Source organism: Citrobacter sp. Cb041 (assembly GCF_030336655.1).
In the GTDB taxonomy this organism is placed as follows: domain Bacteria; phylum Pseudomonadota; class Gammaproteobacteria; order Enterobacterales; family Enterobacteriaceae; genus Citrobacter; species Citrobacter braakii.
In genome coordinates this window covers 44,302-69,803 of record NZ_JAOWDD010000040.1, presented here as the reverse complement: position 1 = coordinate 69,803, position 25,502 = coordinate 44,302, and the positions used below count along the sequence as shown (strand labels likewise).

Here is a 25,502-nt window from a genome sequence, read left to right as displayed (position 1 = left end):
CCAAGCAGAAATTTTTAGCCGCTAGTATGAAACCGTGATCGAGGTAAAACAATTTCATTTGCTCCTAAATGCCCGAAATTCGGTAGCTTAAGCACTTTTTGATATTTGCTTTTCCGGATCGTTATTCCTTTGAGGAACTACTCATTCCAATTCGTAATTTCATTCGCCCTCTTGCCCTCCCTATAGTCAGGTTATCTGAGCATCGTTAGCAAAATAACGGCATTACATAGGAACGGTTATGGATCAAAAACGACTTACCCACCTGCGGCAACTGGAAGCGGAAAGCATCCATATTATTCGTGAGGTGGCCGCCGAGTTTTCGAATCCGGTGATGATGTATTCCATCGGCAAAGATTCCAGCGTAATGCTGCATCTGGCGCGCAAAGCGTTTTATCCTGGCACGTTGCCGTTCCCTCTGCTGCACGTTGATACCGGCTGGAAATTCAGCGAGATGTACGAGTTTCGTGACCGCACGGCGAAAGCCTACGGTTGTGAACTGCTGGTGCATAAAAACCCGGAAGGGGTGGCGATGGGCATCAACCCGTTTGTTCACGGTAGCGCCAAGCATACCGATATTATGAAAACCGAAGGGTTGAAGCAGGCGTTGAACAAATACGGTTTCGACGCCGCGTTCGGTGGCGCTCGTCGTGACGAAGAGAAATCGCGTGCCAAGGAGCGCATTTATTCTTTCCGCGATCGTTTTCATCGCTGGGACCCTAAAAATCAGCGTCCGGAACTGTGGCATAACTACAACGGACAGATTAACAAAGGCGAAAGCATTCGCGTATTCCCGCTCTCCAACTGGACTGAACAGGATATCTGGCAGTACATCTGGCTGGAAAATATCGACATCGTGCCGCTGTACCTGGCGGCGGAGCGTCCGGTGCTGGAACGCGACGGCATGCTGATGATGATTGATGACGACAGAATCGATCTGCAACCGGGCGAAGTGATTAAAAAACGTATGGTGCGTTTCCGTACGCTCGGCTGCTGGCCGTTAACAGGCGCGGTGGAGTCGAATGCGCAGACTCTGCCGGAAATTATCGAAGAGATGCTGGTCTCAACCACCAGTGAACGTCAGGGCCGCGTGATTGACCGCGACCAGGCGGGCTCCATGGAGCTGAAGAAACGTCAGGGGTATTTCTAAGGAGCCGCCATGAACACGACACTTGCACAACAAATTGCTAATGAAGGCGGCGTTGAAGCCTGGATGGTCGCCCAGCAACACAAAAGCCTGCTGCGTTTTTTAACCTGCGGTAGCGTGGATGATGGGAAAAGCACCCTGATTGGTCGCCTGCTGCACGACACGCGTCAGATTTATGAAGACCAGCTTTCATCGCTGCACAACGACAGTAAACGTCACGGTACTCAGGGCGAAAAGCTCGATCTGGCGTTATTGGTTGACGGCTTGCAAGCCGAGCGCGAGCAGGGCATCACCATCGACGTGGCTTACCGTTATTTCTCTACCGAGAAGCGTAAATTTATTATTGCGGATACTCCCGGCCATGAGCAGTACACTCGCAACATGGCGACCGGTGCGTCGACCTGCGACCTGGCGATCCTGCTGATAGATGCGCGTAAAGGCGTGCTGGATCAGACCCGTCGTCACAGCTTTATCTCCACGCTACTTGGGATCAAACACCTGGTGGTGGCGATCAACAAAATGGATCTGGTGAACTTTAGCGAAGAGACATTTAACCGCATTCGCGAAGACTATCTTACTTTTGCTGAACAGTTGCCGGGCAACCTGGATATCCGGTTTGTGCCGCTCTCTGCGCTGGAAGGCGACAACGTGGCTTCACAAAGCGCCAGCATGTCGTGGTACAGCGGTCCGACGCTACTGGAAGTACTGGAAACCGTTGAGATCCAACGCATAGTTGATACTCAGCCGATGCGCTTCCCGGTGCAGTATGTGAACCGACCGAATCTGGATTTTCGTGGTTATGCCGGGACGCTGGCCTCCGGTAGTGTGAAGGTAGGGCAACGCGTCAAAGTGCTGCCATCCGGCGTTGAGTCGAGCGTGGCGCGGATCGTAACCTTTGATGGCGATTTACAGGAAGCACATGCGGGTGAAGCGATCACCCTGGTATTGAAAGATGAGATCGATATCAGCCGGGGCGACCTGCTACTTGATGCCGGTGAAGCGTTACCTGCGGTACAAAGCGCTGCCGTTGATGTGGTGTGGATGGCGGAACAACCGTTGTCGCCTGGGCAGAGCTACGACATCAAAGTCGCCGGTAAGAAGACCCGCGCACGCGTTGATAACGTGCAGTACCAGATTGATATTAATAACCTGACCCAACGTGATGTTGAAGCGTTGCCGCTAAACGGCATCGGTCTGGTTAATCTGACTTTTGATGAGCCGCTGGTGCTGGATACCTATCAGCAGAATCCGGTTACGGGCGGGCTGATTATCATTGACCGCCTGACCAACGTTACCGTTGGCGCGGGGCTGGTACGTGAGCCAATCGTCCAGGAGCACACCGCGGCTTCTCAGTTCAGCGCGTTTGAGCTGGAGCTTAATGCGTTGGTGCGTCGCCATTTCCCGCACTGGGGCGCGCGCGATCTGCTGGGAGGAAAATAATGGCGCTGCATGACGAAAACGTCGTCTGGCATGCCCATCCTGTTACACCGCAACAGCGGGAACAACGCCACGGTCATCGTGGTGTTGTGCTGTGGTTTACCGGGCTGTCTGGTTCCGGTAAATCCACGGTAGCAGGGGCGCTGGAAGAGGCGTTGCACAAGCTGGGAGTGAGTACCTATTTGTTGGATGGCGATAACGTGCGCCACGGCCTGTGCAGCGATCTTGGGTTTAGCGATGCCGATCGTAAGGAGAATATTCGTCGGGTTGGCGAGGTGGCTAACCTGATGGTGGACGCGGGCCTTGTGGTGTTGACCGCCTTTATCTCTCCGCATCGCGCCGAACGCAAAATGGTCCGTGAACGCGTTGGCGAAGGGCGTTTTATTGAGGTTTTTGTCGATACGCCGCTGGCAACGTGCGAATTACGCGATCCAAAAGGGCTGTATAAAAAAGCGCGGGCGGGTGAGTTGCGCAATTTCACCGGAATTGATTCGGTATACGAAGCGCCTGAATCGCCAGAGATTCACCTTGATGGTGAACAATTGGTAACAAATTTGGTACCCCAATTATTAGACCTGCTGAGGCAGGAAGATATTATCAGATCCTGAGACACCCGAGCTTGTATGCCCGGTCAGTCACGGTCACAGGATTAGATATGCGTAACAGCCATAACATTACTATTACAGAGTCAGATACCTTCGCCGCCGACGATGAAACCACCTGGTCACTACCGGGTGCCGTGGTCGGTTTTATCGCGTGGCTGTTGGCGCTGGGGATTCCGTTTCTGATTTATGGCCCTAACACACTCTTTTTCTTCATTTATACCTGGCCCTTTTTCCTCGCATTGCTGCCCGTGGCGATTGTCGCGGGTATTGCGCTGCACTCCCTATTGAAGGGGCTGTTGCTGCTGAGCATTACCTGCACCCTACTGGTGGTTGGGGCGATGTTTGGCGCGCTATTTCTGTGGTTGTTGGGTTAGGCAAACGCCTTTTTTTAACAATCGCTGATGTTGTTCACTCTCTGGTCATAATTCAAACCGTAACCAACAATGAGATTATGTTCTCCTTACACGGGGTATACGTAACAACGGGCAAATGTGGTACATTTGCCCGCGTTGTCGCGGCATTCCCGACCGTTGATGTAAAGTTGTCTGCGGAAGTTATGGGATGTTAATGCCGTTTTTCAGGGGGCAGGATGGGTAAACTAACGCTGCTGTTGCTGGCTTTATTGGTCTGGCTGCAGTATTCGCTGTGGTTCGGTAAGAACGGCATACATGACTATAGTCGCGTCAACGATGATGTTGCTGCGCAGCAAGCTACGAACGCGAAACTTAAAGCACGTAACGATCAGCTCTTTGCCGAAATTGACGATCTCAATGGCGGACAAGAGGCTATTGAGGAGCGCGCGCGCAACGAACTCAGCATGACTAAGCCGGGCGAAACCTTTTATCGTCTGGTGCCTGACGCATCTAAACGCGCTCAGACTGCAGGGCAAAACAATCGATAAACCGTCCAGGGATTTAACATGGCAGCCACTTTATTGGACGTTTGCGCTGTGGTGCCGGCTGCCGGGTTTGGCCGCCGAATGCAAACAGAGTGTCCTAAGCAGTACCTCTCTATTGGCAATAAAACCATTCTTGAACACTCGGTTGATGCGCTGCTGGCTCATCCCCGGGTGACGCGAGTCGTTATTGCTATCAGCCCAGGCGACAGCCGCTTTGCCCAACTTCCACTCGCCGCGCATCCGCAAATTACCGTAGTGGATGGCGGCAACGAGCGTGCCGATTCTGTCCTTGCCGGTTTGCAAGCCGCAGGTGAGGCCAGTTGGGTACTGGTGCATGACGCCGCGCGTCCGTGTCTGCACCAGGATGATTTAGCCCGTTTGCTGGCAATCAGTGAGACCAGCCGCACCGGCGGGATCCTGGCGGCACCAGTACGCGACACGATGAAGCGCGCGGAGCCGGGCCGAACAGACATTGCCCATACGGTCGATCGCACCGATTTATGGCACGCGTTGACGCCGCAGTTTTTCCCTCGCGAGCTGTTGCACGACTGCCTGACCCGTGCCCTCCACGAAGGCGCAACCATTACGGATGAGGCCTCGGCGCTGGAATATTGCGGCTTACACCCTCAGCTCGTTGAAGGACGGGCTGATAATATTAAAGTAACGCGTCCAGAGGATTTGGCGTTGGCCGAATTTTATCTGACCCGGACTACCCACCAGGAGAAGACATAATGCGAATTGGACACGGTTTCGACGTACACGCTTTTGGCGGAGAAGGCCCAATTATCATTGGTGGTGTGCGCATCCCGTATGAAAAAGGATTGCTGGCGCATTCTGATGGCGATGTGGCGTTACACGCGCTAACCGATGCTCTGCTGGGCGCAGCTGCGCTGGGGGATATCGGTAAACTCTTCCCTGACACCGACCCGACCTTTAAAGGTGCCGATAGTCGTGAATTATTGCGAGAAGCCTGGCGGCGTATTCAGGCCAAAGGCTATACGCTTGGTAATGTGGATGTGACAATTATTGCTCAGGCGCCGAAGATGCTGCCGCACATTCCGCAAATGCGTGTGTTTATTGCCGAAGATCTCGGCTGCCATATGGATGATGTTAACGTGAAAGCGACCACCACGGAAAAACTCGGTTTTACCGGACGTGGGGAAGGGATTGCCTGTGAAGCGGTGGCGTTACTCATTAAGGCACCGAAATGACTGTGTTTGACGATCTGACGTATCTCCATGGCAAACCACTGGGCCATGGCGTCCTGAAAGCGAATCCGGAAGACTTTGTTGTCGTCGAAGATTTAGGCTTCGAACCGGATGGCGAAGGCGAGCATGTTTTGGTGCGCATCCTGAAAAACGGTTGTAACACCCGTTTTGTGGCTGACGCGCTGGCGAAATTCCTGAAAATTCACGCCCGTGAAGTGAGCTTTGCCGGGCAGAAAGATAAGCATGCGGTCACGGAACAGTGGCTGTGCGCGCGTGTACCGGGCAATGCAATGCCTGATCTAAGCAAATTTGAGCTCGAAGGCTGTAAAGTTCTGGAGTACGCGCGCCACAAGCGTAAGCTGCGTTTAGGGGCGCTGAAAGGCAACGAATTTACGCTGGTGTTGCGTGAAGTGAGCGAGCGAAATGACGTTGAAGCGCGTTTGCAGGCGATTAGCGAACGCGGCGTACCGAACTATTTTGGCGCTCAGCGTTTTGGTATTGGCGGTAGCAACCTGCAAGGGGCGCTGCGCTGGGCGCAAAGCGATGCGCCGGTGCGCGATCGCAATAAACGCAGTTTTTGGTTGTCGGCGGCCCGTAGCGCGTTGTTTAATCAGATAGTCAGTGAACGCTTGAAAAAAACAGACTTTAATCAAGTTGTTGACGGCGATGCGCTACAATTATCCGGACGCGGAAGCTGGTTTGTCGCCACACAGGAAGAACACACTGAATTACAGCGTCGCGTCGATGAGAAAGAATTGATGATCACAGCGGCATTACCGGGCAGCGGTGAGTGGGGAACTCACCGCGATGCACTGGCGTTTGAAAAAGCCGCTGTTGCTGATGAAACCGCGCTGCAGTCTCTGTTATTGCGCGAGAAAGTCGACGCGTCGCGTCGCGCTATGTTGCTGTATCCACAACAATTAAGCTGGAACTGGTGGGATGACGTAACCGTCGAGTTACGCTTCTGGCTACCGGCAGGTAGCTTCGCCACCAGTGTTGTAAGGGAACTTATTAACACAATGGGTGATTATGCGTATATTGCTGAGTAACGATGATGGGGTCCACGCACCTGGTATACAAACGCTGGCGAAAGCGCTGCGTGAGTTTGCTGACGTACAGGTGGTTGCCCCGGATCGTAACCGCAGTGGCGCGTCTAACTCGCTGACGCTGGAATCCTCACTTCGCACCTTTACCTATGATAACGGCGATATCGCCGTACAAATGGGTACGCCCACCGACTGCGTCTATCTGGGCGTGAACGCATTAATGCGTCCGCGTCCGGACATTGTCGTTTCTGGTATCAACGCGGGTCCTAATCTGGGTGATGATGTTATCTATTCCGGTACCGTTGCGGCGGCAATGGAAGGTCGTCATCTGGGGTTCCCGGCGCTGGCTGTTTCACTCGATGGCCATAAACACTACGAGACTGCTGCCGCAGTAACCTGTCGTATCTTACGGGCGCTGAGTCGTGAACCGCTGCGCACCGGTCGCATTTTGAATATCAACGTGCCGGATTTACCACTGGATCAGATTAAAGGTATTCGCGTCACGCGCTGCGGCAGTCGCCATCCGGCGGATCAGGTTATTCCACAGCAGGACCCACGCGGTAATACGCTGTACTGGATCGGGCCACCGGGCGAAAAGTGCGACGCCGGGCCGGATACGGATTTTGCCGCCGTCGATGAAGGCTATGTTTCTATCACGCCGCTGCATGTCGATTTAACCGCATACGGCGCGCATGAAGTGGTTTCTGACTGGTTAGACAGCGTGGGAGTCGACACGCAATGGTAAGCAGACGCGTACACACTCTTCTTGAACAATTACGTGCGCAGGGCATCAGAGATGAGCTTGTCCTCGATGCGCTCGCCGCCGTGCCGCGTGAAAAATTCATTGATGAGGCGTTTGAACATAAGGCCTGGGACAATATTGCCCTGCCGATTGGTCAGGGGCAGACGATTTCGCAGCCTTATATGGTTGCGCGAATGACCGAACTGCTTGAGCTAACGCCGCAGTCTCGGGTGCTGGAAATTGGTACTGGCTCTGGCTACCAGACGGCGATTCTGGCGCACCTGGTGCATCATGTGTGCTCCGTTGAGCGCATTAAAGGTTTGCAATGGCAGGCGCGTCGCCGCCTGAAGCAGCTTGATTTACATAATGTTTCGACCCGTCATGGTGATGGATGGCAAGGCTGGCAGGCGCGAGCCCCGTTTGACGCTATCATTGTAACGGCAGCGCCGCCCGAGATCCCAACCGCATTGATGATGCAGTTGGATGAGGGCGGCATTCTCGTCTTACCCGTGGGCGATGAGCACCAGTTTCTGAAGCGGGTGCGTCGTCGGGGAGGCGAATTTATTATCGATACCGTGGAGGCCGTACGTTTCGTTCCCTTAGTGAAAGGGGAACTTGCGTAGATAGCGCTGCTGAATACCTGGAGTTTTCCTGGTTATTCTCGAAAGAGTAAGCGTATTGTGACGGGGCCTTGCACGGTGATTACGTCACTGGTTTTAACCAATTTTCCTGGGGGATAAATGAGCGCGGGAAGCCACAAATTTACCGTTCGCCGCATTGCGGCATTGTCACTGGTTTCACTATGGCTGGCAGGTTGTTCAAACACCTCGAATCCACCAGCGCCGGTCAGCTCGGTTAACGGTAGTGCATCAACGAACACCAGTTCTGGCATGCTGATTACGCCTCCACCTAAAATGGGCTCGACGTCGACAGTTCAGCAGACGCCACAGATCCAGTCGGTGCAGCAACCAACCACACAGCCAACGCAAATCCAGCCTGTTGCTCAACAGCCTGTGCAGATGGAAAACGGTCGTATTGTATACAATCGTAAGTATGGGAATATTCCGAAAGGTAGCTACACGGGCGGCAGTACCTATACTGTTAAGAAAGGCGATACCCTTTTCTATATTGCCTGGATCACCGGGAACGATTTCCGTGACCTCGCACAACGCAATAACGTTCCGGCCCCGTATGGCCTGAATGTCGGTCAAACTCTGCAAGTGGGCAACGCGTCTGGCGCACCGATTACCGGTGGCAATGCCATCACCCAGGCGGATGCAGCACAGCAAGGAGTTGTGACCAACCCTGCACAAAATTCCACCGTTGCTGTTGCTTCGAAACCAACAATTACGTATTCTGAGGATTCAGGTGAACAAAGTGCTAACAAAATGTTGCCGAACAACAAGCCTGCTGGGACTGTGGTCACAGCGCCTGTAACGGCTCCAGCAGTTAGCACAACCGAATCAACTGCAAGCTCAACGTCGACTAGCTCGCCAATCTCTACCTGGCGCTGGCCGACTGACGGCAAAGTGATCGAAAACTTTGCGGCTACCGAAGGTGGCAATAAAGGGATCGACATTGCAGGCAGCAAAGGACAGGCTATTGTCGCGACCGCAGATGGACGCGTCGTCTATGCCGGTAATGCGCTGCGTGGTTACGGTAATCTTATTATCATCAAACATAACGATGATTACCTGAGCGCCTACGCCCATAACGATACAATGCTGGTCCGGGAACAACAAGAAATCAAGGCGGGGCAGAAAATAGCTACCATGGGTAGCACCGGAACCAGTTCAACACGCTTGCATTTTGAAATTCGTTACAAGGGGAAATCCGTAAACCCGCTGCGCTATTTACCGCAGCGATAATTAGGCGGAACCAGGCTTTCACGTGCTAGTTCCGTTAGGGATCACGGGTAGGAGCCACCTTTATGAGTCAGAATACGCTGAAAGTTCATGATTTAAATGAAGATGCGGAATTTGATGAGAACGGAGTAGAGGCTTTTGATGAAAAAGCCTTGAGTGAAGAGGAACCCAGTGATAACGACCTGGCTGAAGAAGAGCTGTTATCGCAGGGGGCCACACAGCGTGTGTTGGACGCGACTCAGCTTTACCTTGGTGAGATTGGTTATTCACCACTGTTAACAGCCGAAGAAGAAGTTTATTTTGCGCGTCGCGCACTGCGTGGAGATGTCGCATCTCGCCGTCGCATGATTGAAAGTAACCTGCGTCTGGTGGTGAAAATTGCTCGTCGTTATGGCAATCGTGGTCTGGCATTGCTGGACCTGATTGAAGAGGGCAATTTAGGGCTTATCCGTGCCGTCGAGAAGTTTGACCCGGAACGTGGGTTCCGCTTCTCAACATACGCAACCTGGTGGATCCGCCAGACGATCGAACGGGCGATTATGAACCAAACCCGTACGATCCGACTGCCGATTCACATTGTAAAAGAGCTGAACGTCTATCTGCGTACCGCGCGTGAGTTGTCGCATAAACTGGACCACGAACCGAGTGCAGAAGAGATTGCTGAACAACTGGATAAACCGGTTGATGACGTCAGCCGTATGCTCCGACTCAACGAGCGTATTACCTCGGTAGACACCCCGCTGGGTGGCGATTCCGAAAAAGCGTTGCTGGATATTCTGGCCGATGAAAAGGAAAACGGTCCGGAAGACACCACGCAAGACGATGATATGAAACAGAGCATCGTCAAATGGCTGTTCGAACTGAACGCCAAACAGCGTGAAGTGCTGGCACGTCGTTTTGGTCTGCTGGGGTACGAAGCTGCGACACTGGAAGATGTGGGCCGTGAAATTGGTCTCACTCGTGAACGTGTTCGCCAGATTCAGGTTGAAGGTCTGCGTCGTCTGCGTGAAATTCTGCAGACTCAGGGACTGAATATCGAAGCGCTTTTCCGCGAGTAAGCACAAGTTCTATCAAGAAAGGCCAGTCTCATTGGGACTGGCCTTTTTCTTTAGGGCTACCGCTATCGGGTTCTTTTTACTACACCAGACTTTTCAACCGGTAGATCCACTCCAGCGCCTGGCGAGGCGTTAGTGAATCCGGGTCGAGATTTTCCAGCGCATCAACGGCGGGTGACGTTTCTTCCGGTACTGACAGCAGCGACATCTGCGTGCCGTCGACCTGGGTTGCGGCAACATTTGGCGCGATGCTTTCCAGTTCGCGCAGTTTTTGCCGCGCGCGTTTGATCACCTCTTTCGGTACGCCAGCCAGGGCAGCGACTGCCAGACCATAGCTCTTGCTCGCCGCGCCATCCTGCACGCTGTGCATGAAGGCGATGGTATCGCCGTGCTCTAACGCATCCAGATGCACATTAGCGACGCCCTCCATCTTCTCCGGTAACTGCGTCAGTTCGAAGTAATGGGTCGCAAATAAAGTTAATGCTTTGATTTTATTTGCCAGATTTTCTGCGCATGCCCATGCCAGCGACAGGCCGTCGTAGGTGGAGGTGCCGCGTCCAATCTCATCCATCAGCACCAGACTGTTCTCGGTGGCGTTATGCAGAATGTTGGCGGTTTCGGTCATTTCTACCATGAAGGTGGAACGACCTGATGCCAGATCATCCGCCGCGCCCACGCGGGTAAAGATACGATCGATAGGCCCGATCTCGACTTTCTGCGCCGGAACGTAGCTACCGATATAGGCCAGTAGCGCAATCAACGCAGTCTGGCGCATATAGGTACTTTTACCCCCCATGTTTGGGCCGGTGATGATCAGCATCCGTCGCTGAGGCGAGAGGTTAAGCGGGTTGGCGATAAACGGCTCGGTCAGCACCTGTTCAACCACCGGATGACGTCCCTCGGTAATACGAATGCCGGGTTTATCGGTGAAGATCGGACAGGTGTAATTCAGGGTATAAGCACGCTCCGCGAGGTTGACCAGCACGTCCAACTCCGCCAGCGCGCTGGCGCTTTGTTGCAAATCAGCCAGGTGTGGCAGCAGCATGTCGAACAGTTCGTCATACAGCTGTTTTTCCAGCGCCAGCGCTTTGCCTTTTGAGGTCAGAACTTTGTCTTCGTACTCTTTCAGTTCCGGAATAATGTAGCGTTCGGCGTTTTTCAATGTCTGGCGGCGTACGTAGTTAATTGGCGCCAGATGACTTTGCCCACGGCTGATCTGAATGTAGTAGCCGTGCACGGCGTTAAATCCTACTTTCAGCGTGTCCAGACCGGTGCGTTCGCGTTCGCGGATTTCCAGTCTGTCGAGGTAGTCCGTGGCGCCATCAGCCAGCGCTCGCCACTCATCAAGCTCTTCATTGTAGCCTGGGGCAATGACGCCGCCGTCACGTACGAGCACTGGTGGAGCTTCCACGACGGCACGTTCCAACAGTTCACGCAGCTCAGTAAACTCACCCATTTTCTCGCGCAGCATCTGCACGGGGGCACTGTCTACGTTTTCCAGTTGCGCGCGCAGTTCGGGTAATTGCTGGAAGGCATGACGCATACGGGCCAGATCGCGCGGGCGCGCAGTACGCAGGGCCAGACGCGCCAGAATACGTTCCAGATCGCCTACCTGACGCAGCACGGGTTGTAATTCGCTGGTGGTATCCTGCAGCGCGCCGATAGTCTGTTGGCGCTCGGTGAGGATTTTGGTGTCGCGGACCGGCATATGCAGCCAGCGCTTGAGCATACGGCTACCCATCGGTGTCACGGTGCAGTCGAGTACTGAAGCCAGCGTGTTTTCCACCCCGCCCGCCAGGTTCTGGGTGATTTCCAGATTGCGGCGTGTGGCGGCGTCCATGATGATGCTGTCCTGCTGACGCTCCATGGTGATGGAGCGAATATGCGGCAGCGAAGTGCGTTGGGTATCTTTTACGTATTGCAGCAGACAGCCGGCAGCGCATAACCCGCGTGGGGCGTTTTCCACGCCAAAGCCAATCAGATCCCGCGTGCCGAACTGCAGATTTAACTGCTGACGGGCGGTATCAATTTCAAATTCCCACAGCGGACGACGACGCAGGCCGCGACGTCCCTCTATCAGCGAGGTTTCGGCAAAATCCTCGGCATACAGCAATTCAGCGGGGTTGGTGCGCTGCAATTCCGCGGCCATGGTTTCGCGGTCAGCGGGTTCACTGACACGAAAACGCCCGGAGCTGATATCCAGCGTAGCGTAGCCGTACCCTTTACTGTCTTGCCAGATGGCGGCCAGCAGGTTGTCCTGGCGTTCCTGCAACAACGCTTCATCACTGATGGTGCCTGGTGTGACAATACGTACCACTTTGCGCTCAACCGGGCCTTTGCTGGTCGCCGGATCGCCAATCTGTTCACAAATAGCAACGGACTCACCCTGATTGACCAGCTTGGCGAGGTAGTTTTCTACCGCATGATGAGGAATGCCTGCCATCGGGATTGGCTCGCCCGCAGATGCGCCGCGTTTGGTCAGGGAGATATCAAGCAGCTGAGACGCGCGTTTCGCATCGTCATAAAACAGTTCGTAAAAGTCGCCCATGCGGTAAAACAGCAGTATTTCCGGGTGCTGAGCCTTCAGCTTGAGATACTGCTGCATCATTGGGGTGTGTGAATCTAAATTTTCTATTGTACTCATTGGTTTATGATGTCCATTTTCTTAATTTTTAATGAGTTAGTGATTTTTTGGTTATCATTAAGTTTCACGTTGTCTCATCGAATATCATGAAATCCTACATTTAAAGGTGGGTTAAAGTGTGCCTTGCCAACCTATACCTGGGTAAAATATGGGCATATACAGAGTAACCTACCTTGATGTTCATGATTGCATAAGGTGCATGATAACGGAGTCTTTATGGCAGGAAAACAAGAGGGAAAGCTACTTTCGTTTAAAGCGGTAGAAATGATGAAGCCTGGCGACAAAGATAAGTCCATAAATGACTCTGAGGTGTCTGTTAAATCCGTAGTGATTCAACCTGTACGACAACCGGGGCGATACCTCAGTCCGGAGGCCATTAGACAGGCCTCGTCGTGAGGATCGAATCTGCTTACAGATGTAGGGTCGATCCATTATTCTGGAATACACCGGTATCAGGACGATGTTTCATGCAATTTATCTGCTGGAGTTCCTCAATGGTATATTCGCGGTACAAGAAATACTGGATTTGGGTACCGTATCTGAGGTTCATTTTCTGAGCCAAGGCTGATACCCGCTGATACACTGCTTTCGTTGAGCAGTGCAGAAGTTGGGATGTGGCAGTAATATTTATTTGTCGGCGTAACGCACAGGCTACGGAAATCTCGGTATGGGTAAGGTTACGTAGCTCCCGCAAAGAATCAATTATGGTGAGTATATGATAGACAGTATATCTTCGGCCTTCATTAATATACTGGATAAACTCCGTTACAGAGGCGGTTCTGGAGATACCCTCCAGTGATGAAAGCACCTTTGATAACATTCCACGGCCTTTTACAAAAATGATAGAATAGCTGTCGGTCAGTTCATTGCAAATACGATGTTTAATATCATGTAAGCTGAAGAAAGATTCAATATCAATAATACATAAGTTCTCTTCGCGCAGGCTATCTATTGGCATCAGCCCTCCCGCAGACCGGGTAAAAAAAATATCATCAGAGAATACGACAAACGACATTGGGAAAAACCTTAACTCTTTGTTTTTAAGAAAAATGAGTCCGGTGCTTTCCTCAAAGGGATACACTGGACAATAAATGATTTACTGATTTTTTGAGATGAAACTAAGAAATTACAAGAAGATCATCATTCAGACGCTATTTTTTGTCTGACACCATTAGCGTTATCTCTTTTTTATTTAGCATGGAAATAATCCCCTGATCCTTCAGGCTATCCAGGGCACGCGACAAGGTGGATATCGAAATGCCCAGAACCTGGGCCAGTTCTTTCTTACTGATCGGTAACTCAAGGTTGAGATGCTCAAAGCCATACTCTTTATAAGTGCGAGACAACAGTTGCAGGAAATATTGAACCTTCTGCAAGGTATCACTTTTGGTCAATACTGAAATAAATTGCTGTTTTTCCTGCGCCGAACGTGACAGGATCCTGACAATAAAATCTGTAAATCCTGGCATCAGCTGGCTCATTTCGTAGAAATGATCGCTTCTCAGTACGCAAACTTCTATTTCCGTTGCGGCTTGAATATCCTGCTGACTGTAACCGATGTGCAGCTCCTCCACGCCCATCACCTGTCCTGGCAAAACGATCCCCATCAGCTGCCCGCGCGTATCGTAAACCTTAGCGGCCCCGCTACGTAGGGCATATAGCGCGTCTATTTTCTCTCCCCGACGATAAATATATTCACCTCTGGCAATCTTCTTTTTTGTCTCCAGATTGCGGATAAACAATGGATCTTTCTGCCTGAACAGATAGGCAGAGCACAGTTCTGCAAAACCGCACTCTTCACAATTGACACAATTATTTCTTTTCATAGTGAATGTATAACACTATCCCTGTTATTGAATCACACAGTTCATTAAGGGTGATAAGGTATTTGCAATCGTAATATAGTTATTGTCTTTTTTGTCTAAGGAGATAACGTATTCGCCTTCCATCCCAAATATTTTTGTTGTCAGCAGGGTAATGTCTTCCGGCACATTATCGTGAGCCATGATATCTTTTGTCGTCGTATTCATACGATACTGGTTGCCACTGACGTTATGATAGGTAAATGTTATATAACGCGACAATCGATACTGACGCCCCTGATAGTCAATGTTGCCGGAAAGATTAAATACGCCCGTTTCGTTCTTGTTAAATTCAAACGTGATATTTCCTTTGAATAAGAGAGCGTGATCCGAAGCGTCAACATAGGTTATATTCGCAAAGCAGCGTTTGTCAAAATAAACACCCGATCGCAGGCTTAGTTGCCATGTTAACAGACAAATCAACGCGACCACTGCCAGCACTAAGGTTGTCATCAGCTTCATTTTAATTTCCAGTTAAAAGCATAATAGTTCTCACAATAGACAATTTTTGCTGTTGCCTTATCTGTTGGACAATAAGAGTAGAAAAACCGACCATGACTACCGTAAAGAACACTGGGTTGAAAATAAACCATAATCTGCGCGGGTTTCTGGGCGCACTTTAGCTCAAGTTCAGGCTGTAGCTGACGGATAATATTCATGACCTGAGGGTCAACTTCCTCCGATAAATCTTCATAGGCAGTAAATTTGCAGTTCCCGATTTCACCAATACGGTATTCGGCTGCAAAACGCGGTGAACCCTGTTTCTGGCTGAGTATCCAAAGGTTGGCCAGCAGCAAAAACGCGATAGCCGCAATCAGCCAGAGGTTTTTTTTATCCTTCGTTGCCGCCTTACGCAGGGATACCGGAAGAGGTGTGGTACTCACCATTTCTTCATCATTCTGCAGTTCAACGGCGATTTCCGGTGAGAAGTAAAAGCCCACCTTGGGTACGGCTACAATAATTTCCTCAATGAATATTAAGGATGTTAATGTTTTTCTGAGGATACTAATGTACTGGCTCAGCGATGAACTGGAACCCGGATGGCCCGCTTCCTCCCAGACTTTATCCAGAAGATAATCACGTTCAAGTACCCGGCCTGGCGACGCAATCAGTAACGAAAGAATACGGTTAGCGGTATTTGTTAGCCTTTTACTTTGCTCGTTTCCGGGTTCCTTGACCACAAGTTCCCCGCTCTCGCTATCGTAAATGACTCTATTGGCTATCAAATATTTCATTCGCGTTTTCTTTCGGTAAATTTATACAATATGCATTCTGCGCGGCTGCGATTTCGGGTTATGCCTGGCTTAGTACATCGCAACCAAAGGTCTGAGCACTGCAATATTATGGCTTAGCAGATCGACAATGTCCCGATCCAGACGAAAATTTGACGCCTCTTCCTCGAGAATAATCAATGCTTTTTCGCTGGACATCCCCTGACGATAGGGGCGGTTCTCGGTCATCGCGGTGAAAACATCAGCCACAGCAATAATACGCGAAGGGATATCCAGCGCAGCCGCACCCAGACGAAAAGGGTAGCCGCTGCCGTCGAGGCGTTCATGATGTCTTGCCGCCCAGTGTACGATTTCACCCAGCTCTTCAATAGGGTGTAGCATCTCCAGCGTCTTATAGCTATGGCGCTTCATTTGCGCATACTCGTCCGGCTCCAGCTTTCCCTGCTTCTCGAGGATTTCCAGTGGAATACCCAGCTTGCCAATATCGTGCAGGTACCCCGCGATGCGGATTTTATCCTGGGTGTAGCGATCGCAGCCGTACAGCTCCGCAAGCTTCGCCGCCACGTGAGCCACGCTGGTACTGTGAGTCTGCGTAAAGCTGCTGTATTTATCGACGATATTCGAAATCAGCAGGCAGACCTCCAGAAAATCATGGTGATCCAGCACCACATCATTGAGCGGGCTGATAACACGCAGCACCTGTTGTAATGAGGGCGAACTCAGGCGAAACCAGAAGCCATCCTCATGGCTGGCATCCTGTAGCGCCTCGACCAGGCACGATGGCCATAGTGGGCTACTGGCCAGAAAACCGGAAACAATATTATGCCGTTGGGCCACATAGTCACCTTCAATCCCGCGCAGCCACAGCTCAAACTCATCGGCCAGATGCACCAGATGCCAGGTATTCAGCATTGTATTCTGCGTGTAACCCAAGGCATCCGCGTGGCGCGTTTCAAGAATTGCGGTCACTGGCTGTAAAAAACGTACGCCGGACATCATTGAGGCGCCAAGCCGTCCATGCTCTTCAATAAAGGCTTTACCATGGGCGCCACTGAAGGGATGCACTTTGCTCAGCGCCCCGATATTGTGCAACATACCCGCAAGCCAGGCGTTATTGATGGCTGCACTGTCAAAACCGGCTCGATTCCCGAGATACCAGCAAATGAGACCCGTGCGTTGCAAATGATGCACCAGTTCAGGAGAAAGCGGGTGCATAATGCTGTGCAGAAGATCAAGCACGGTTTGAACAGATATTTTCATAAAATCCTTTAAGAGAATTAAATTAAAAACTTACTGTAGCCCGTCTGGGCCACAGTAAAATAGGGGGGTTAATCGTAGCCAAACATTATCTGCGCAGTCGCCACCACGCTACCGGTTGATAATGCTGATGCGTTATAAACTTTGTAATAAGCATGAAGATAAATGTATTGCGTATTGCTTATATCATCATCTTTAGCGATATCTAATATTTGTGAGGCATGTTCCATATTATTGCTACTGGATATTTGCACCTCATCATAGTCACCCATAAACATCCGGCTACGAATGGCAATACCTACCCCTCCCGCCGTGGTTTCATCGTTGACCATTATCTGGTAGCTGGTATCCGAACTGACTAAATCATTGCTGGATAACCAGGCCTTAACATTGCGGGTAGACGTTTTAATTCCGGCCAGGTTGCCGCACTTCAGCGGGATCGTGAAATCGGCACCAGCTGCCTTTCCATTTTTTTTCAGGACGCTAAACGGAGCGGGGGGTAATTTCACGCTCATGTCCCGCGTCATATTGCAGGTTGTTTCTTTTGGCTCAAACTGAATCGTCAGCTTCTCATAAGCAATAAAATAATCGGTATTCCAGCTTTTGCGTGCGGTTTCAGACATCATATTGGACCAGGCGCGATAAGCATATGTTTTGCTGGAAAGGAACGGTGAGCTGGAGCCGCTTCCGGTACCGCTCATCACCGCAGGTATGACCGACAGTGCGCCGCTGGTTGTGGTTTTGGTATAGCTTTCCATGCCCACAGGCGGAGCCGACATTAATTCCGCTCGCAGCGTATATTGTGTCTGATATGACAGAGAGTGAATGCCCACGATACCGCTGACAGTCACTTTGGTATCGCCACTAATGGTGGACGTTAATTTTATCCAGTAGCTACTTTCACCATCCACACTGTTGAAATTCAAATAAACAGGAGAACCGTTGAAACCGGTAAAATAATATAAGTGGTCTTGCGCCAGACCACCGATCCCAATATTCCCGTAAGTACAGGTCATACTACCCGACCAACTGGTGGTATAGGAATATTCAACGACGTTTGAATTCACGAAAGCCGATGAAAGATTTAGCGACTTATCCGATTCTGCGACGCTGGTAAAAAGTATACCGGAATTACGGCAGGTATCGCCTGTTACACCGCGAGACTGAGCCTGCGACTGTGCTTGTGCAGATAATATTGGGATTGCGGTCAGTATTATGGCCGTAACCATAAAATAAAATAATTTTTTCATGATTGATTCTGTTAGCTGAGTAAACTGAGTTAGCGACAAATATTTTCAGCATGCTCTGCAGGCTGGGAAATAGTGCAGAATTTTTTAGTCTTACCTTTGCTGATATTCACCTTCAGGCTGGCGGGAAGCGTCTCTGACTTAATAAAAATCTGACTCCCCTGTGCGACATAGCCGACTTCTTCATTCCCGGCACCGCTGACAACCGCGCCAAACGGTAACTGACCCCCTTCAGCGGTTTGCACATCAAAAGTGAAGAGTCTGCGCGTGTCAGTTTTGTACTTCAGCCAGCTGATACTGCCTTCGTACGGCGCCACATTGAGTAAATTACCTTCAAGGTCGACGTCGCTTTTTTGGGTTCCATCCTGCTCCAGATGGAAATTATTCTGTCGGTACGGTGTCGCGCTGGTGATGAGGGCGATACCTTTGCTGTTGGTGTGTGCGGAGGTATCGCCGTTAACGACCGCATTCACCACTCCTGGCGCTTCAATAATGACAAAATTACGTCCGTTATGAGGAGACGCCAGCAGCCCACCTTTCCATGCCAGCAGATTGCCGCTGGCACCCAGGCTTAGCTGGCGATATTCACGGGCCAGAGTCGCGCCGCTGTTCATGCTGGTATAGTCATTTTTCCAGCTGGTGTAGAGATCGGCTGCCCGCGAATCGTTGTCACTGTCGTGGCTCAGCATCAGGCTGTAGTCAACATCATGCATATTCCCGCTCATGCTGACGTCAGAAGAGGAATATTTGCCGTTCTGCACGCTGGCATGAGAAGACAGGCTGCCGCCGCTGCCGAATATCGACATCGGTATCGTGACAGAAAAATAGAGGTTGTTTTCCGTCTTACCGCGTGAACGCAACGCGCTCACCAGGTCGCCTTCATAATTGGTTTCATAGTCGTAATAGGACTGCGTAACCTCCGAGCGGCGCAGCGAAACCGAGTAGTTGACGCCGTGACTGGCATTGCTCCAGGTCAGGTTGTACTGACGGCTACTTTTCTGACCGCGCCAGTAATCGCGCCAGTAGGCTGAAAGCGACAGTCTTCCAAATTGTTCCCCCAGCGGCTGATTAATATTGGCGCTAAAGGCTTGTTTGCTGTTGATCGTTGAGGTGCCCGTTCCGCCATAATCCTTAATATTGGATTTGGTCAGGATATAATCGCTAAAAGAAGCGTAATCCTGAGTACGGTAATAATACGAAGCCAGCGAAATATTGGTGCGGGTCGGGAAGTATTTACTCCAGGACAGCGCGTATTTTTCTCCGTGGCGACGGCTATCGCCAGGCAGACGATACTGCGACTCCTCCACGGAAGCCGAGAGTGACCCAGCGTAGGGGATGGAAACCGCTCCTCCCAGAAGCAGAGACTGATAATTCTGGCTCCAGATCCCGCCCGCTGACGCGGTGAGGTAGTTATTCACCCCACGTGAATAGCTCACCTGGGTAAAATGGCTGCTATCGTCGACGTTGCGCATGTCCACCGCCCCGACGTTAATCTGATAGTCGCTGCTGCCGGGGCGCTGCATATCCGGGATCGAGGAGAATGGCACAATGAAGCGCTCAATGTTGCCGCCGGTGTTTTTTACCTCGACGGATAAATCGCTGCGTGAGCCGGTAGGCATCAGATCGCGGATGGCAAAGGGGCCTGGTGGGACATTGATCTGGTGGATGATATGACCATCCTGGGAGATACTGACCACCGCTGAACTGGTTGCAACACCTTCGATCACTGGCATATAAACGTTTTCGCTGTCCGGTAACATCTGACGACTTTTATTCAGTGTCACCCCACGAAAACGGACCGTGTCAAAATAATCAGACGTCGTATAGCTTCGACCAATGCGCAGTACCGAATCGATTGCCGCAATTGGTTTTTCAACAAAACGCGTGGTATTTATCCAGCTACCTTTGTTCATTGCGCTGTAGCGCATCCACGATGAGCTATCGAGAAAATGCCAGCCATACATGTTTAGTCCGCTGTTCAGCGATAAATACAGATTATCGCTGTCACTATAGCCATTCTGCAGGCCGTGAAAATTGTAATAGTTGAAATTGTAATTGGTATACAGGCCATTAATTCCCTGATCCCATTTTTGCGGTGACACCCAGTTACGGCTATATTCTTTTACGAAAGCCTGAGGTACTTCTAAATCCAGACGCAGTGTGCCGGGTATCAGGGCGCTTTTCCCTCCGTGTAGCAGGGTATTAACGTCGAGCTTTTCAGCGGTGCTTTTATTTACAATATCATCCAGCCCCTGAATATCCAGTAGAGATGCGTCGTCTTTATTAATAAGCAGAGTACCTTTATCGTCATTAGCGACGGAAATATTAAATTTCCCGCGCCAGACGTTATTCACATAAACATCCAAATCATAAGCCCCCGGCGTCATAACCAGCCGAGAATTACTCCAGTCCATATCTGCTGAATTACCTACCAGCAGGCTGCTATTAAAATCCTCCGCCAACGCGCCGTATGAAAATATCGCGAGGCTGACAGAGTGAACTAGCAAACTTATACGAAACAGAGAACTGTTTTTCATCAGAATTGAACCTGGAGTCATTTATCTGGGATATCAGTGGATAGTGCTGAATCTCTTTGCGCCATAATCATCAAGCCAGGTTAGGCGATATTGCCCACCGGACTGAATTTTGCTGGATACCAGCGCGCAGCCAAACGGCGGTATAAACGCAGTCTCAGCCAGTAAATTATCTTTTCGGCTTTGCTTTAGCTCGCCCCCCTGCCATGTCACGACCTGAGGGATGGTCATGTAATATGGCGAATTATTCTTCAGGCAAGTTTGACCGCCAGAAGTCGAAACGGTAATTTTCTCCGCCACGCTGCTGTCGAGATCGCTCAGTTGATCCGGACGATAGAACAATTTTATACGATTGCGAATGGCCACTTGTAGATAGCTATCTCCACTGCCTTCAGGGACAGGAGGGACATCCAGAACGTTAAGCCAGAACACACTTTCACGGTCTTTTGGCAGCGAATGGGGGTTCATCGCCGAGATTTTCAGAGCCTGTCCGGCGTGTCCGCTCATTTTTACGACCGGAGGCAGCAGAGAAAACGGCACTTTGACTTTCTCCGGCGCGGCGGAAGCATCGCCCTCGTCAATCCAGGACTGCACCAGATGGGTTTGTTCGCTGTCGTTTACCAGTTGCACCGACACAAATTTGGCGCTGGCCGGATAAATAACACGCGTTTCGTTGATCACAACGCTTGCGCTGGCATTCATGGAAATGAACGTAGCCGCAAGAAAAAATATCAGAGTTTTCATAATGTCGTAGAGGAGAGCCGGGGAGACCCCGGCTGAATGAGTTAGTCGTAGCTGAAGGAATAAGTTGCGTCAGTAACTACTTTACCGGTTGTTACGGCCGCGCCACCGTAGTTGTAGTAGTTGGCATACATGGTCAGTGTGACGCCATCTTCGGTGGCAGCGTCAGCGGAACTCAGACCAGTATCGAAAGCGGTATCAAACGGTACGGCAGTGTTACCGTCTTTGGTTAGCGCAATACCCACACCTTCGGCGCCATTGTCGCTGTAGTTTTTCAGGTATTTAGCATCATCCGACAGGTTGCTGCTGCTGAAAGTGATTTTAAGCGTTTTAGCTTCGTCCGATGCCGCAGAGCAGTTTTTCAGATTCATGGTGAAGTCTTTGGCGTTGGTTTTAACAACACCGGCGGTGGTGCCCATATCACCCACAGCAATAGGGGAAAGGTTTACCGTGAAGTCTGAACCGTTATTGGTCACCACGTTACAGGTGGTATCGGACACTGAACCGTTAAAGGTAATAGTGCCACCCGCTACGCCGGTTGATTCAGCTGCAAATGCAGAGCCGGAAACCATCAATGCCGCTACGATGAATGTTTTGTTAAACATTTGTGTATATCCCATTTTCATAATCAAATTTACTTTTGTCAGTAGCGTGAAACTTTTTCCCTGCTCCCTGGTTCGCGCTACATCATCCCTGGCATCTGAACAGATGTTGATGATTCATTTCACCTTCTCTGGAGTGGCGCATTAGGTTGCAGAACAACATTTCGCGTCACGCTGTAAGGTTGGAATATAAGACCATTGTTTGAATATTCGGTAAATGTAAATATCGATTAAATTGTTTTTTTAAGATTAAAACGCTATTTTTAATGTTGTTTATAAATTTATATCATGAGCGAGGGGGTGAAGAGGCTAGCGTTAAGAAAGTAATTACTGGTTAGATGATGGACAAAAGCTGCAAATGACGTTTTTGCAGAACAGCGGAATAGGCGAATGAATAAATTAATTAACTAATTGTTATCAAAAGCTTAATAAAATAAACGTGTTAGATACAATTACTGTGTCGGCCCTGGGCTAAAGTGGACTCCCGGGCAGGGCAATCAATCGGGTTATGAACATGCTCAATACCTGTCTGACCGGATGATTGTGCCGCATTGCAGAATATCAGCTTGGCACACCGTCAAATTTCACCGCTAACTCTGCGCCTGAAAAGTCGCCCGAGCTATAAAATCATCGTTGCATCAATATACAACTGTCGGTGACATTTGTTACTGGCGGTCAGAGAGGGAAGGGATTATTGGAAAACCAGAAAGTTATAACGCTGGACGAGCAGGGTAACAATGTTCGCATAATCAGCGAGTTATGGTAGTGTAGGTTAGAATAGGGTTTTTATATTATGAGAGAAAATAATCTTTATGAATCAGCATTAACACACCAAGACATCTTGGGCGTGTAGTTCGTGATGCCCGTATCAAGTGACTCTTTCAAATCGTTTTTGTTTTTTTTTAATCTTCGCTTACTGATTATTCATTTTCCGGCAACGCATAATTCTGGCAGTACAGATAGGGGATCCCCTCTTTGGTAATCAAATACGTCTCTCTATTCAGCGCAAAAAAATCGACGTTGGATACGCTGGTGTTGGTCAGGAAGAAGTCGGGGAGGAGTTCCTGAATGAGACTGGCGGGTGCTGTTTCGCGATTGGAGATTTGGATTTTCTGCGAAATCCAAACCGGGCTTGAGCCGTAGCTGGATTGTGTAAAAAGTACCATGCGTTGCACGGTCTGCTCATTATTTTCGGCATCTTTGATAATGCCATCAATATTTACAATACCTTTGCTGCCGCCGGTTTTGATATCAATGATCCCTCGGAATGAGCTTGTCTTGCGTACAATCTCGATGGCAGACCGACAGGTCAGATTATGTAACTGACCATTGTTTTTACTGTACCGGTAGACGGCGGTAACAATTAGCGCAGCAAAACAAAGCAGCAGGATAATACCTGTCTGGATGCGGGGCGTTCGGGAATAAAAATTCATTAGCTATCATACCGTGGGTAATAAACCGACTGACAGGCGTTTTCCTGCCTGTTTTTCATCGGTGAGCGACATACAAGCACGGATAATTTCTTGGATTCAGGGTAGGTGGTGATATAGATAAATTTATGGCTCTGACACAGCCCAGGATTTTTGTTGATAAATGCCGTATGTCGGGAGAAATTACTGGCATCATTATTAAAATAATACTGACAGTCAGTGGGGGCTTTGTCTGCGGTGATATAGCCGGAGAAATAGTTATCACTGGTTTGCCACGGATACATTATAAGCACACAAATTATCAGGGTAATGGCAAGTATTACCATTTCAGCAGTGGTGATCAAAGGTTGGCGCGCTGTGTCATCTGACAGTTCTTCGATGGCGACATCCGGCACTAAGGGTTCTGCTGTAAAAGATACGCTCTCCTTCGGAGTTTCAATCACCTGAATATTGAACTCTTCCTGGATGATCAGCCCTTTGCGGGGGATCGTGGTGATAAGCGGTTGCTCCAGTTCCAGCTGCAGCAAACTTTTGCGCAAAGAGAGAATGCTTTGATAAAAGGCGTTGAAGCTCACCTGGCGGTGATTTTTACCCCAGCCGAATTCCAGTAGTTCGTTTTGGGAAACCACTTGCCCACGATGTTGAATAAGTAATAAAAGACATAATGACGCCGAGTGTTTGAGTTTTATCCGCTGATTGGGTTGATCTATCCGCGCCAGAGATTGTGTAGCTGGCGTAAATATTATTATTTTTTCAATCAGATAACTGACATTGCCAGTCTCAGACATGATGTTTCTACTCTTGCTGGTGCGCCAGGCGGTTGGCGAGTCATGATACCACTTAGCCCATAAAGACCACCAGTATGGACCCGACCCTACAGCGAGAACCGCGAAGTGTTTCAATTTCGTATCATAATATAACAACAATGATAACTTTTTAATGAAAATAAACTATATATAAATCAATGTATTGTATCTTTTTGGCTACATTGAAAAGAACAGAAAGATGAAATAACAACGAAAAAGATGATTGCCATTAATTCTTTATGGACAGCGTCATATACTGCCTGGCGCCACCACGCGAAAACAGCATGAGTCTGAACGCGTCAACGGCACCAGGGAATGCCGGTGGTAGATGTAGATGGGAATAAATGTCAGCTTGTTGGTGAGCTGACATTTATTTTTCGTGTTGAGTAAAATTCCACCCTCGTTTTGACAAAGCCATAATTTGCGGTAGAGAGTCCCATGTTTCAGAAAGATATTGAAAATGCTGTAGTGCTTGTTGGTGATGAAATGAAAAAGTCAGATAATGCCTGGCTGTCCTTACGCAAAAAACGCCAGAGTATTGATCTGAAGAGTGATGGAAATATCTTGTTTCTGGAGAAAGGGGCCGTCTCTGTTCATCGTGTGGAAAATGATTTGGTGATGGTAAGTATATCTGCACCGGCCATCCTCGGCTTGCCCCAAATGCGTACGGAAGTTGCCGGACACTATTTACGTTGTGATACCGATTGTGAAATGTGGGCGATGAGTGCACCCAATGCCGAACTTTTGTTCACTGCGAAGAATCTTTGGAAACATGCATTTGATATTTTAACGCTACATCTGCAACGCTATTTTCAACGAGAAAAATTGCAATCGCATCGCACTATCCGTGAATTGATTATTGAACACCTGAAATATATTTGGTCGATGGAGCCTGAGACGCGTGAAAACACATCTGTGTATACATTCATTCTCGCTCGAAATCATATCTCACGCAGTGCTATCCACAAAGTATTGCAGGAGTTAGTGAGTGACGGAAAAATAATTATGAAGCGAGGGAAACTCTCTTTTTTTGTATGTTAAAGTTAACATTAAAAGCATCTGACGTGTTTTTTTTGCACTCAGCTGGAATGATAATGCAAAAACTGAGTTTGTGATTTTTGTTAATTATCAGTATGTTGGTTTTTGT

At 49.7% G+C, this 25,502-nt stretch carries 26 protein-coding genes; 13 read left to right on the top strand and 13 right to left on the bottom strand.

From position 1 onward, the window contains the following. The first annotated feature begins 238 nt into the window (after positions 1-238). From cysD to OGV52_RS15775, 10 genes are all read left to right on the top strand, one after another. Positions 239-1,147: a sulfate adenylyltransferase subunit CysD gene (gene cysD, locus OGV52_RS15820; protein WP_003034152.1), complete on the top strand. Its 909-nt coding sequence runs from the start codon at positions 239-241 to the stop codon at positions 1,145-1,147. Positions 1,148-1,156: 9 nt separating this feature from the next. Then, positions 1,157-2,584, top strand: a complete 1,428-nt coding sequence (gene cysN / locus OGV52_RS15815; protein ID WP_016154213.1) for a sulfate adenylyltransferase subunit CysN — start codon at positions 1,157-1,159, stop codon at positions 2,582-2,584. Continuing rightward, positions 2,584-3,189, top strand: coding sequence for an adenylyl-sulfate kinase (cysC, locus tag OGV52_RS15810; RefSeq protein ID WP_019077557.1), 606 nt, complete (start codon positions 2,584-2,586; stop codon positions 3,187-3,189). The genes cysN and cysC overlap by 1 nt, the downstream gene beginning before the upstream one ends. A gap of 47 nt (positions 3,190-3,236) precedes the next feature. After that, positions 3,237-3,560 carry a DUF3561 family protein gene (locus OGV52_RS15805; protein ID WP_016154211.1) on the top strand — a complete coding sequence of 108 codons (324 nt, stop codon included), beginning with the start codon at positions 3,237-3,239 and terminating at the stop codon, positions 3,558-3,560. Between the two features lie 215 nt (positions 3,561-3,775). Next, positions 3,776-4,087 carry a cell division protein FtsB gene (gene ftsB, locus OGV52_RS15800; RefSeq protein ID WP_003034163.1) on the top strand — a complete coding sequence of 104 codons (312 nt, stop codon included), beginning with the start codon at positions 3,776-3,778 and terminating at the stop codon, positions 4,085-4,087. 18 nt (positions 4,088-4,105) lie between these two features. After that, complete coding sequence (gene ispD, locus OGV52_RS15795) at positions 4,106-4,816, top strand: 2-C-methyl-D-erythritol 4-phosphate cytidylyltransferase (protein ID WP_016154210.1); 711 nt, start codon at positions 4,106-4,108, stop codon at positions 4,814-4,816. Continuing rightward, positions 4,816-5,295 (top strand): 2-C-methyl-D-erythritol 2,4-cyclodiphosphate synthase, encoded by a 480-nt coding sequence (gene ispF, locus OGV52_RS15790; RefSeq protein ID WP_016154209.1) that lies wholly within the window; start codon positions 4,816-4,818, stop codon positions 5,293-5,295. The genes ispD and ispF overlap by 1 nt, the downstream gene beginning before the upstream one ends. Further along, positions 5,292-6,341, top strand: coding sequence for a tRNA pseudouridine(13) synthase TruD (truD, locus tag OGV52_RS15785; RefSeq protein ID WP_259688444.1), 1,050 nt, complete (start codon positions 5,292-5,294; stop codon positions 6,339-6,341). Before ispF ends, truD begins: the two co-directional genes overlap by 4 nt. Then, the gene (gene surE, locus OGV52_RS15780; RefSeq protein ID WP_016157332.1) at positions 6,322-7,083 is read left to right on the top strand and encodes a 5'/3'-nucleotidase SurE; all 762 of its coding nucleotides are present in this window, start codon (positions 6,322-6,324) and stop codon (positions 7,081-7,083) included. Before truD ends, surE begins: the two co-directional genes overlap by 20 nt. Continuing rightward, positions 7,077-7,703, top strand: a complete 627-nt coding sequence (locus tag OGV52_RS15775; protein WP_003034172.1) for a protein-L-isoaspartate(D-aspartate) O-methyltransferase — start codon at positions 7,077-7,079, stop codon at positions 7,701-7,703. Before surE ends, OGV52_RS15775 begins: the two co-directional genes overlap by 7 nt. A gap of 32 nt (positions 7,704-7,735) precedes the next feature. On the opposite strand, the gene OGV52_RS15770 is transcribed toward OGV52_RS15775, so the two are convergent. Beyond that, positions 7,736-7,963: a hypothetical protein gene (locus tag OGV52_RS15770; RefSeq protein ID WP_223870215.1), complete on the bottom strand. Its 228-nt coding sequence runs from the start codon at positions 7,961-7,963 to the stop codon at positions 7,736-7,738. On the opposite strand from OGV52_RS15770, the gene nlpD reads away from it, so the two are divergent. Next, on the top strand, positions 7,866-8,948 hold the full coding sequence (nlpD, locus tag OGV52_RS15765; RefSeq protein WP_230330220.1) for a murein hydrolase activator NlpD: 1,083 nt from the start codon (positions 7,866-7,868) through the stop codon (positions 8,946-8,948). The two genes, OGV52_RS15770 and nlpD, sit on opposite strands and share 98 nt — an antisense overlap. A gap of 62 nt (positions 8,949-9,010) precedes the next feature. Then, positions 9,011-10,003: an RNA polymerase sigma factor RpoS gene (gene rpoS, locus OGV52_RS15760; RefSeq protein ID WP_000081498.1), complete on the top strand. Its 993-nt coding sequence runs from the start codon at positions 9,011-9,013 to the stop codon at positions 10,001-10,003. A 79-nt stretch (positions 10,004-10,082) separates the two neighbouring features. On the opposite strand, the gene mutS is transcribed toward rpoS, so the two are convergent. The 12 genes from mutS to OGV52_RS15700 form a co-directional block, all read right to left on the bottom strand. Then, positions 10,083-12,644: a DNA mismatch repair protein MutS gene (mutS, locus tag OGV52_RS15755; protein ID WP_047499414.1), complete on the bottom strand. Its 2,562-nt coding sequence runs from the start codon at positions 12,642-12,644 to the stop codon at positions 10,083-10,085. Between the two features lie 409 nt (positions 12,645-13,053). Continuing rightward, on the bottom strand, positions 13,054-13,659 hold the full coding sequence (locus tag OGV52_RS15750; RefSeq protein ID WP_181633315.1) for a hypothetical protein: 606 nt from the start codon (positions 13,657-13,659) through the stop codon (positions 13,054-13,056). Positions 13,660-13,795: 136 nt separating this feature from the next. Further along, complete coding sequence (locus tag OGV52_RS15745; protein ID WP_225622994.1) at positions 13,796-14,386, bottom strand: Crp/Fnr family transcriptional regulator; 591 nt, start codon at positions 14,384-14,386, stop codon at positions 13,796-13,798. A gap of 108 nt (positions 14,387-14,494) precedes the next feature. After that, complete coding sequence (locus OGV52_RS15740; protein WP_047414279.1) at positions 14,495-14,968, bottom strand: FidL-like protein; 474 nt, start codon at positions 14,966-14,968, stop codon at positions 14,495-14,497. Then, complete coding sequence (locus OGV52_RS15735) at positions 14,965-15,741, bottom strand: winged helix-turn-helix domain-containing protein (RefSeq protein WP_103766742.1); 777 nt, start codon at positions 15,739-15,741, stop codon at positions 14,965-14,967. Before OGV52_RS15735 ends, OGV52_RS15740 begins: the two co-directional genes overlap by 4 nt. A 69-nt stretch (positions 15,742-15,810) precedes the next feature. After that, on the bottom strand, positions 15,811-16,998 hold the full coding sequence (locus tag OGV52_RS15730) for an HD-GYP domain-containing protein (protein ID WP_047414275.1): 1,188 nt from the start codon (positions 16,996-16,998) through the stop codon (positions 15,811-15,813). A 68-nt stretch (positions 16,999-17,066) separates the two neighbouring features. Beyond that, positions 17,067-18,245, bottom strand: a complete 1,179-nt coding sequence (locus OGV52_RS15725; protein ID WP_047499423.1) for a fimbrial protein — start codon at positions 18,243-18,245, stop codon at positions 17,067-17,069. 29 nt (positions 18,246-18,274) lie between these two features. Then, the gene (locus OGV52_RS15720) at positions 18,275-20,779 is read right to left on the bottom strand and encodes a fimbria/pilus outer membrane usher protein (protein ID WP_103928523.1); all 2,505 of its coding nucleotides are present in this window, start codon (positions 20,777-20,779) and stop codon (positions 18,275-18,277) included. A 33-nt stretch (positions 20,780-20,812) separates the two neighbouring features. Further along, positions 20,813-21,520 (bottom strand): fimbrial biogenesis chaperone, encoded by a 708-nt coding sequence (locus OGV52_RS15715; protein WP_287108757.1) that lies wholly within the window; start codon positions 21,518-21,520, stop codon positions 20,813-20,815. A 41-nt stretch (positions 21,521-21,561) separates the two neighbouring features. Then, entirely contained in the window at positions 21,562-22,122 is a 561-nt protein-coding gene (locus OGV52_RS15710; protein ID WP_047414269.1) for a fimbrial protein, read from the bottom strand. Between the two features lie 917 nt (positions 22,123-23,039). Continuing rightward, positions 23,040-23,552 (bottom strand): YqeJ family protein, encoded by a 513-nt coding sequence (locus OGV52_RS15705; RefSeq protein WP_049282625.1) that lies wholly within the window; start codon positions 23,550-23,552, stop codon positions 23,040-23,042. Further along, on the bottom strand, positions 23,552-24,451 hold the full coding sequence (locus tag OGV52_RS15700; RefSeq protein WP_287108756.1) for a winged helix-turn-helix domain-containing protein: 900 nt from the start codon (positions 24,449-24,451) through the stop codon (positions 23,552-23,554). Before OGV52_RS15700 ends, OGV52_RS15705 begins: the two co-directional genes overlap by 1 nt. Before the next feature lie 342 nt (positions 24,452-24,793). Between OGV52_RS15700 and OGV52_RS15695 the strand changes: the two genes are divergently transcribed. Continuing rightward, positions 24,794-25,396: a helix-turn-helix domain-containing protein gene (locus OGV52_RS15695; RefSeq protein ID WP_287108755.1), complete on the top strand. Its 603-nt coding sequence runs from the start codon at positions 24,794-24,796 to the stop codon at positions 25,394-25,396. The last annotated feature ends 106 nt before the right edge of the window (positions 25,397-25,502 follow it).

Bases quoted from the DNA above. Each gene is read 5' to 3' on its own strand.
- OGV52_RS15735 (WP_103766742.1), bottom strand. From the start codon at position 15,741: ATGAAATATTTGATAGCCAATAGAGTCATTTACGATAGCGAGAGCGGG.
- ftsB (WP_003034163.1), top strand. From the start codon at position 3,776: ATGGGTAAACTAACGCTGCTGTTGCTGGCTTTATTGGTCTGGCTGCAG.
- OGV52_RS15740 (WP_047414279.1), bottom strand. From the start codon at position 14,968: ATGAAGCTGATGACAACCTTAGTGCTGGCAGTGGTCGCGTTGATTTGT.
- truD (WP_259688444.1), top strand. From the start codon at position 5,292: ATGACTGTGTTTGACGATCTGACGTATCTCCATGGCAAACCACTGGGC.
- ispD (WP_016154210.1), top strand. From the start codon at position 4,106: ATGGCAGCCACTTTATTGGACGTTTGCGCTGTGGTGCCGGCTGCCGGG.
- rpoS (WP_000081498.1), top strand. From the start codon at position 9,011: ATGAGTCAGAATACGCTGAAAGTTCATGATTTAAATGAAGATGCGGAA.
- cysN (WP_016154213.1), top strand. From the start codon at position 1,157: ATGAACACGACACTTGCACAACAAATTGCTAATGAAGGCGGCGTTGAA.
- OGV52_RS15730 (WP_047414275.1), bottom strand. From the start codon at position 16,998: ATGAAAATATCTGTTCAAACCGTGCTTGATCTTCTGCACAGCATTATG.
- OGV52_RS15695 (WP_287108755.1), top strand. From the start codon at position 24,794: ATGTTTCAGAAAGATATTGAAAATGCTGTAGTGCTTGTTGGTGATGAA.
- OGV52_RS15720 (WP_103928523.1), bottom strand. From the start codon at position 20,779: ATGAAAAACAGTTCTCTGTTTCGTATAAGTTTGCTAGTTCACTCTGTC.
- surE (WP_016157332.1), top strand. From the start codon at position 6,322: ATGCGTATATTGCTGAGTAACGATGATGGGGTCCACGCACCTGGTATA.
- OGV52_RS15725 (WP_047499423.1), bottom strand. From the start codon at position 18,245: ATGAAAAAATTATTTTATTTTATGGTTACGGCCATAATACTGACCGCA.
- ispF (WP_016154209.1), top strand. From the start codon at position 4,816: ATGCGAATTGGACACGGTTTCGACGTACACGCTTTTGGCGGAGAAGGC.
- OGV52_RS15805 (WP_016154211.1), top strand. From the start codon at position 3,237: ATGCGTAACAGCCATAACATTACTATTACAGAGTCAGATACCTTCGCC.
- OGV52_RS15710 (WP_047414269.1), bottom strand. From the start codon at position 22,122: ATGTTTAACAAAACATTCATCGTAGCGGCATTGATGGTTTCCGGCTCT.
- OGV52_RS15715 (WP_287108757.1), bottom strand. From the start codon at position 21,520: ATGAAAACTCTGATATTTTTTCTTGCGGCTACGTTCATTTCCATGAAT.
- cysC (WP_019077557.1), top strand. From the start codon at position 2,584: ATGGCGCTGCATGACGAAAACGTCGTCTGGCATGCCCATCCTGTTACA.
- OGV52_RS15775 (WP_003034172.1), top strand. From the start codon at position 7,077: ATGGTAAGCAGACGCGTACACACTCTTCTTGAACAATTACGTGCGCAG.
- OGV52_RS15705 (WP_049282625.1), bottom strand. From the start codon at position 23,552: ATGAATTTTTATTCCCGAACGCCCCGCATCCAGACAGGTATTATCCTG.
- OGV52_RS15750 (WP_181633315.1), bottom strand. From the start codon at position 13,659: ATGTCGTTTGTCGTATTCTCTGATGATATTTTTTTTACCCGGTCTGCG.
- cysD (WP_003034152.1), top strand. From the start codon at position 239: ATGGATCAAAAACGACTTACCCACCTGCGGCAACTGGAAGCGGAAAGC.
- mutS (WP_047499414.1), bottom strand. From the start codon at position 12,644: ATGAGTACAATAGAAAATTTAGATTCACACACCCCAATGATGCAGCAG.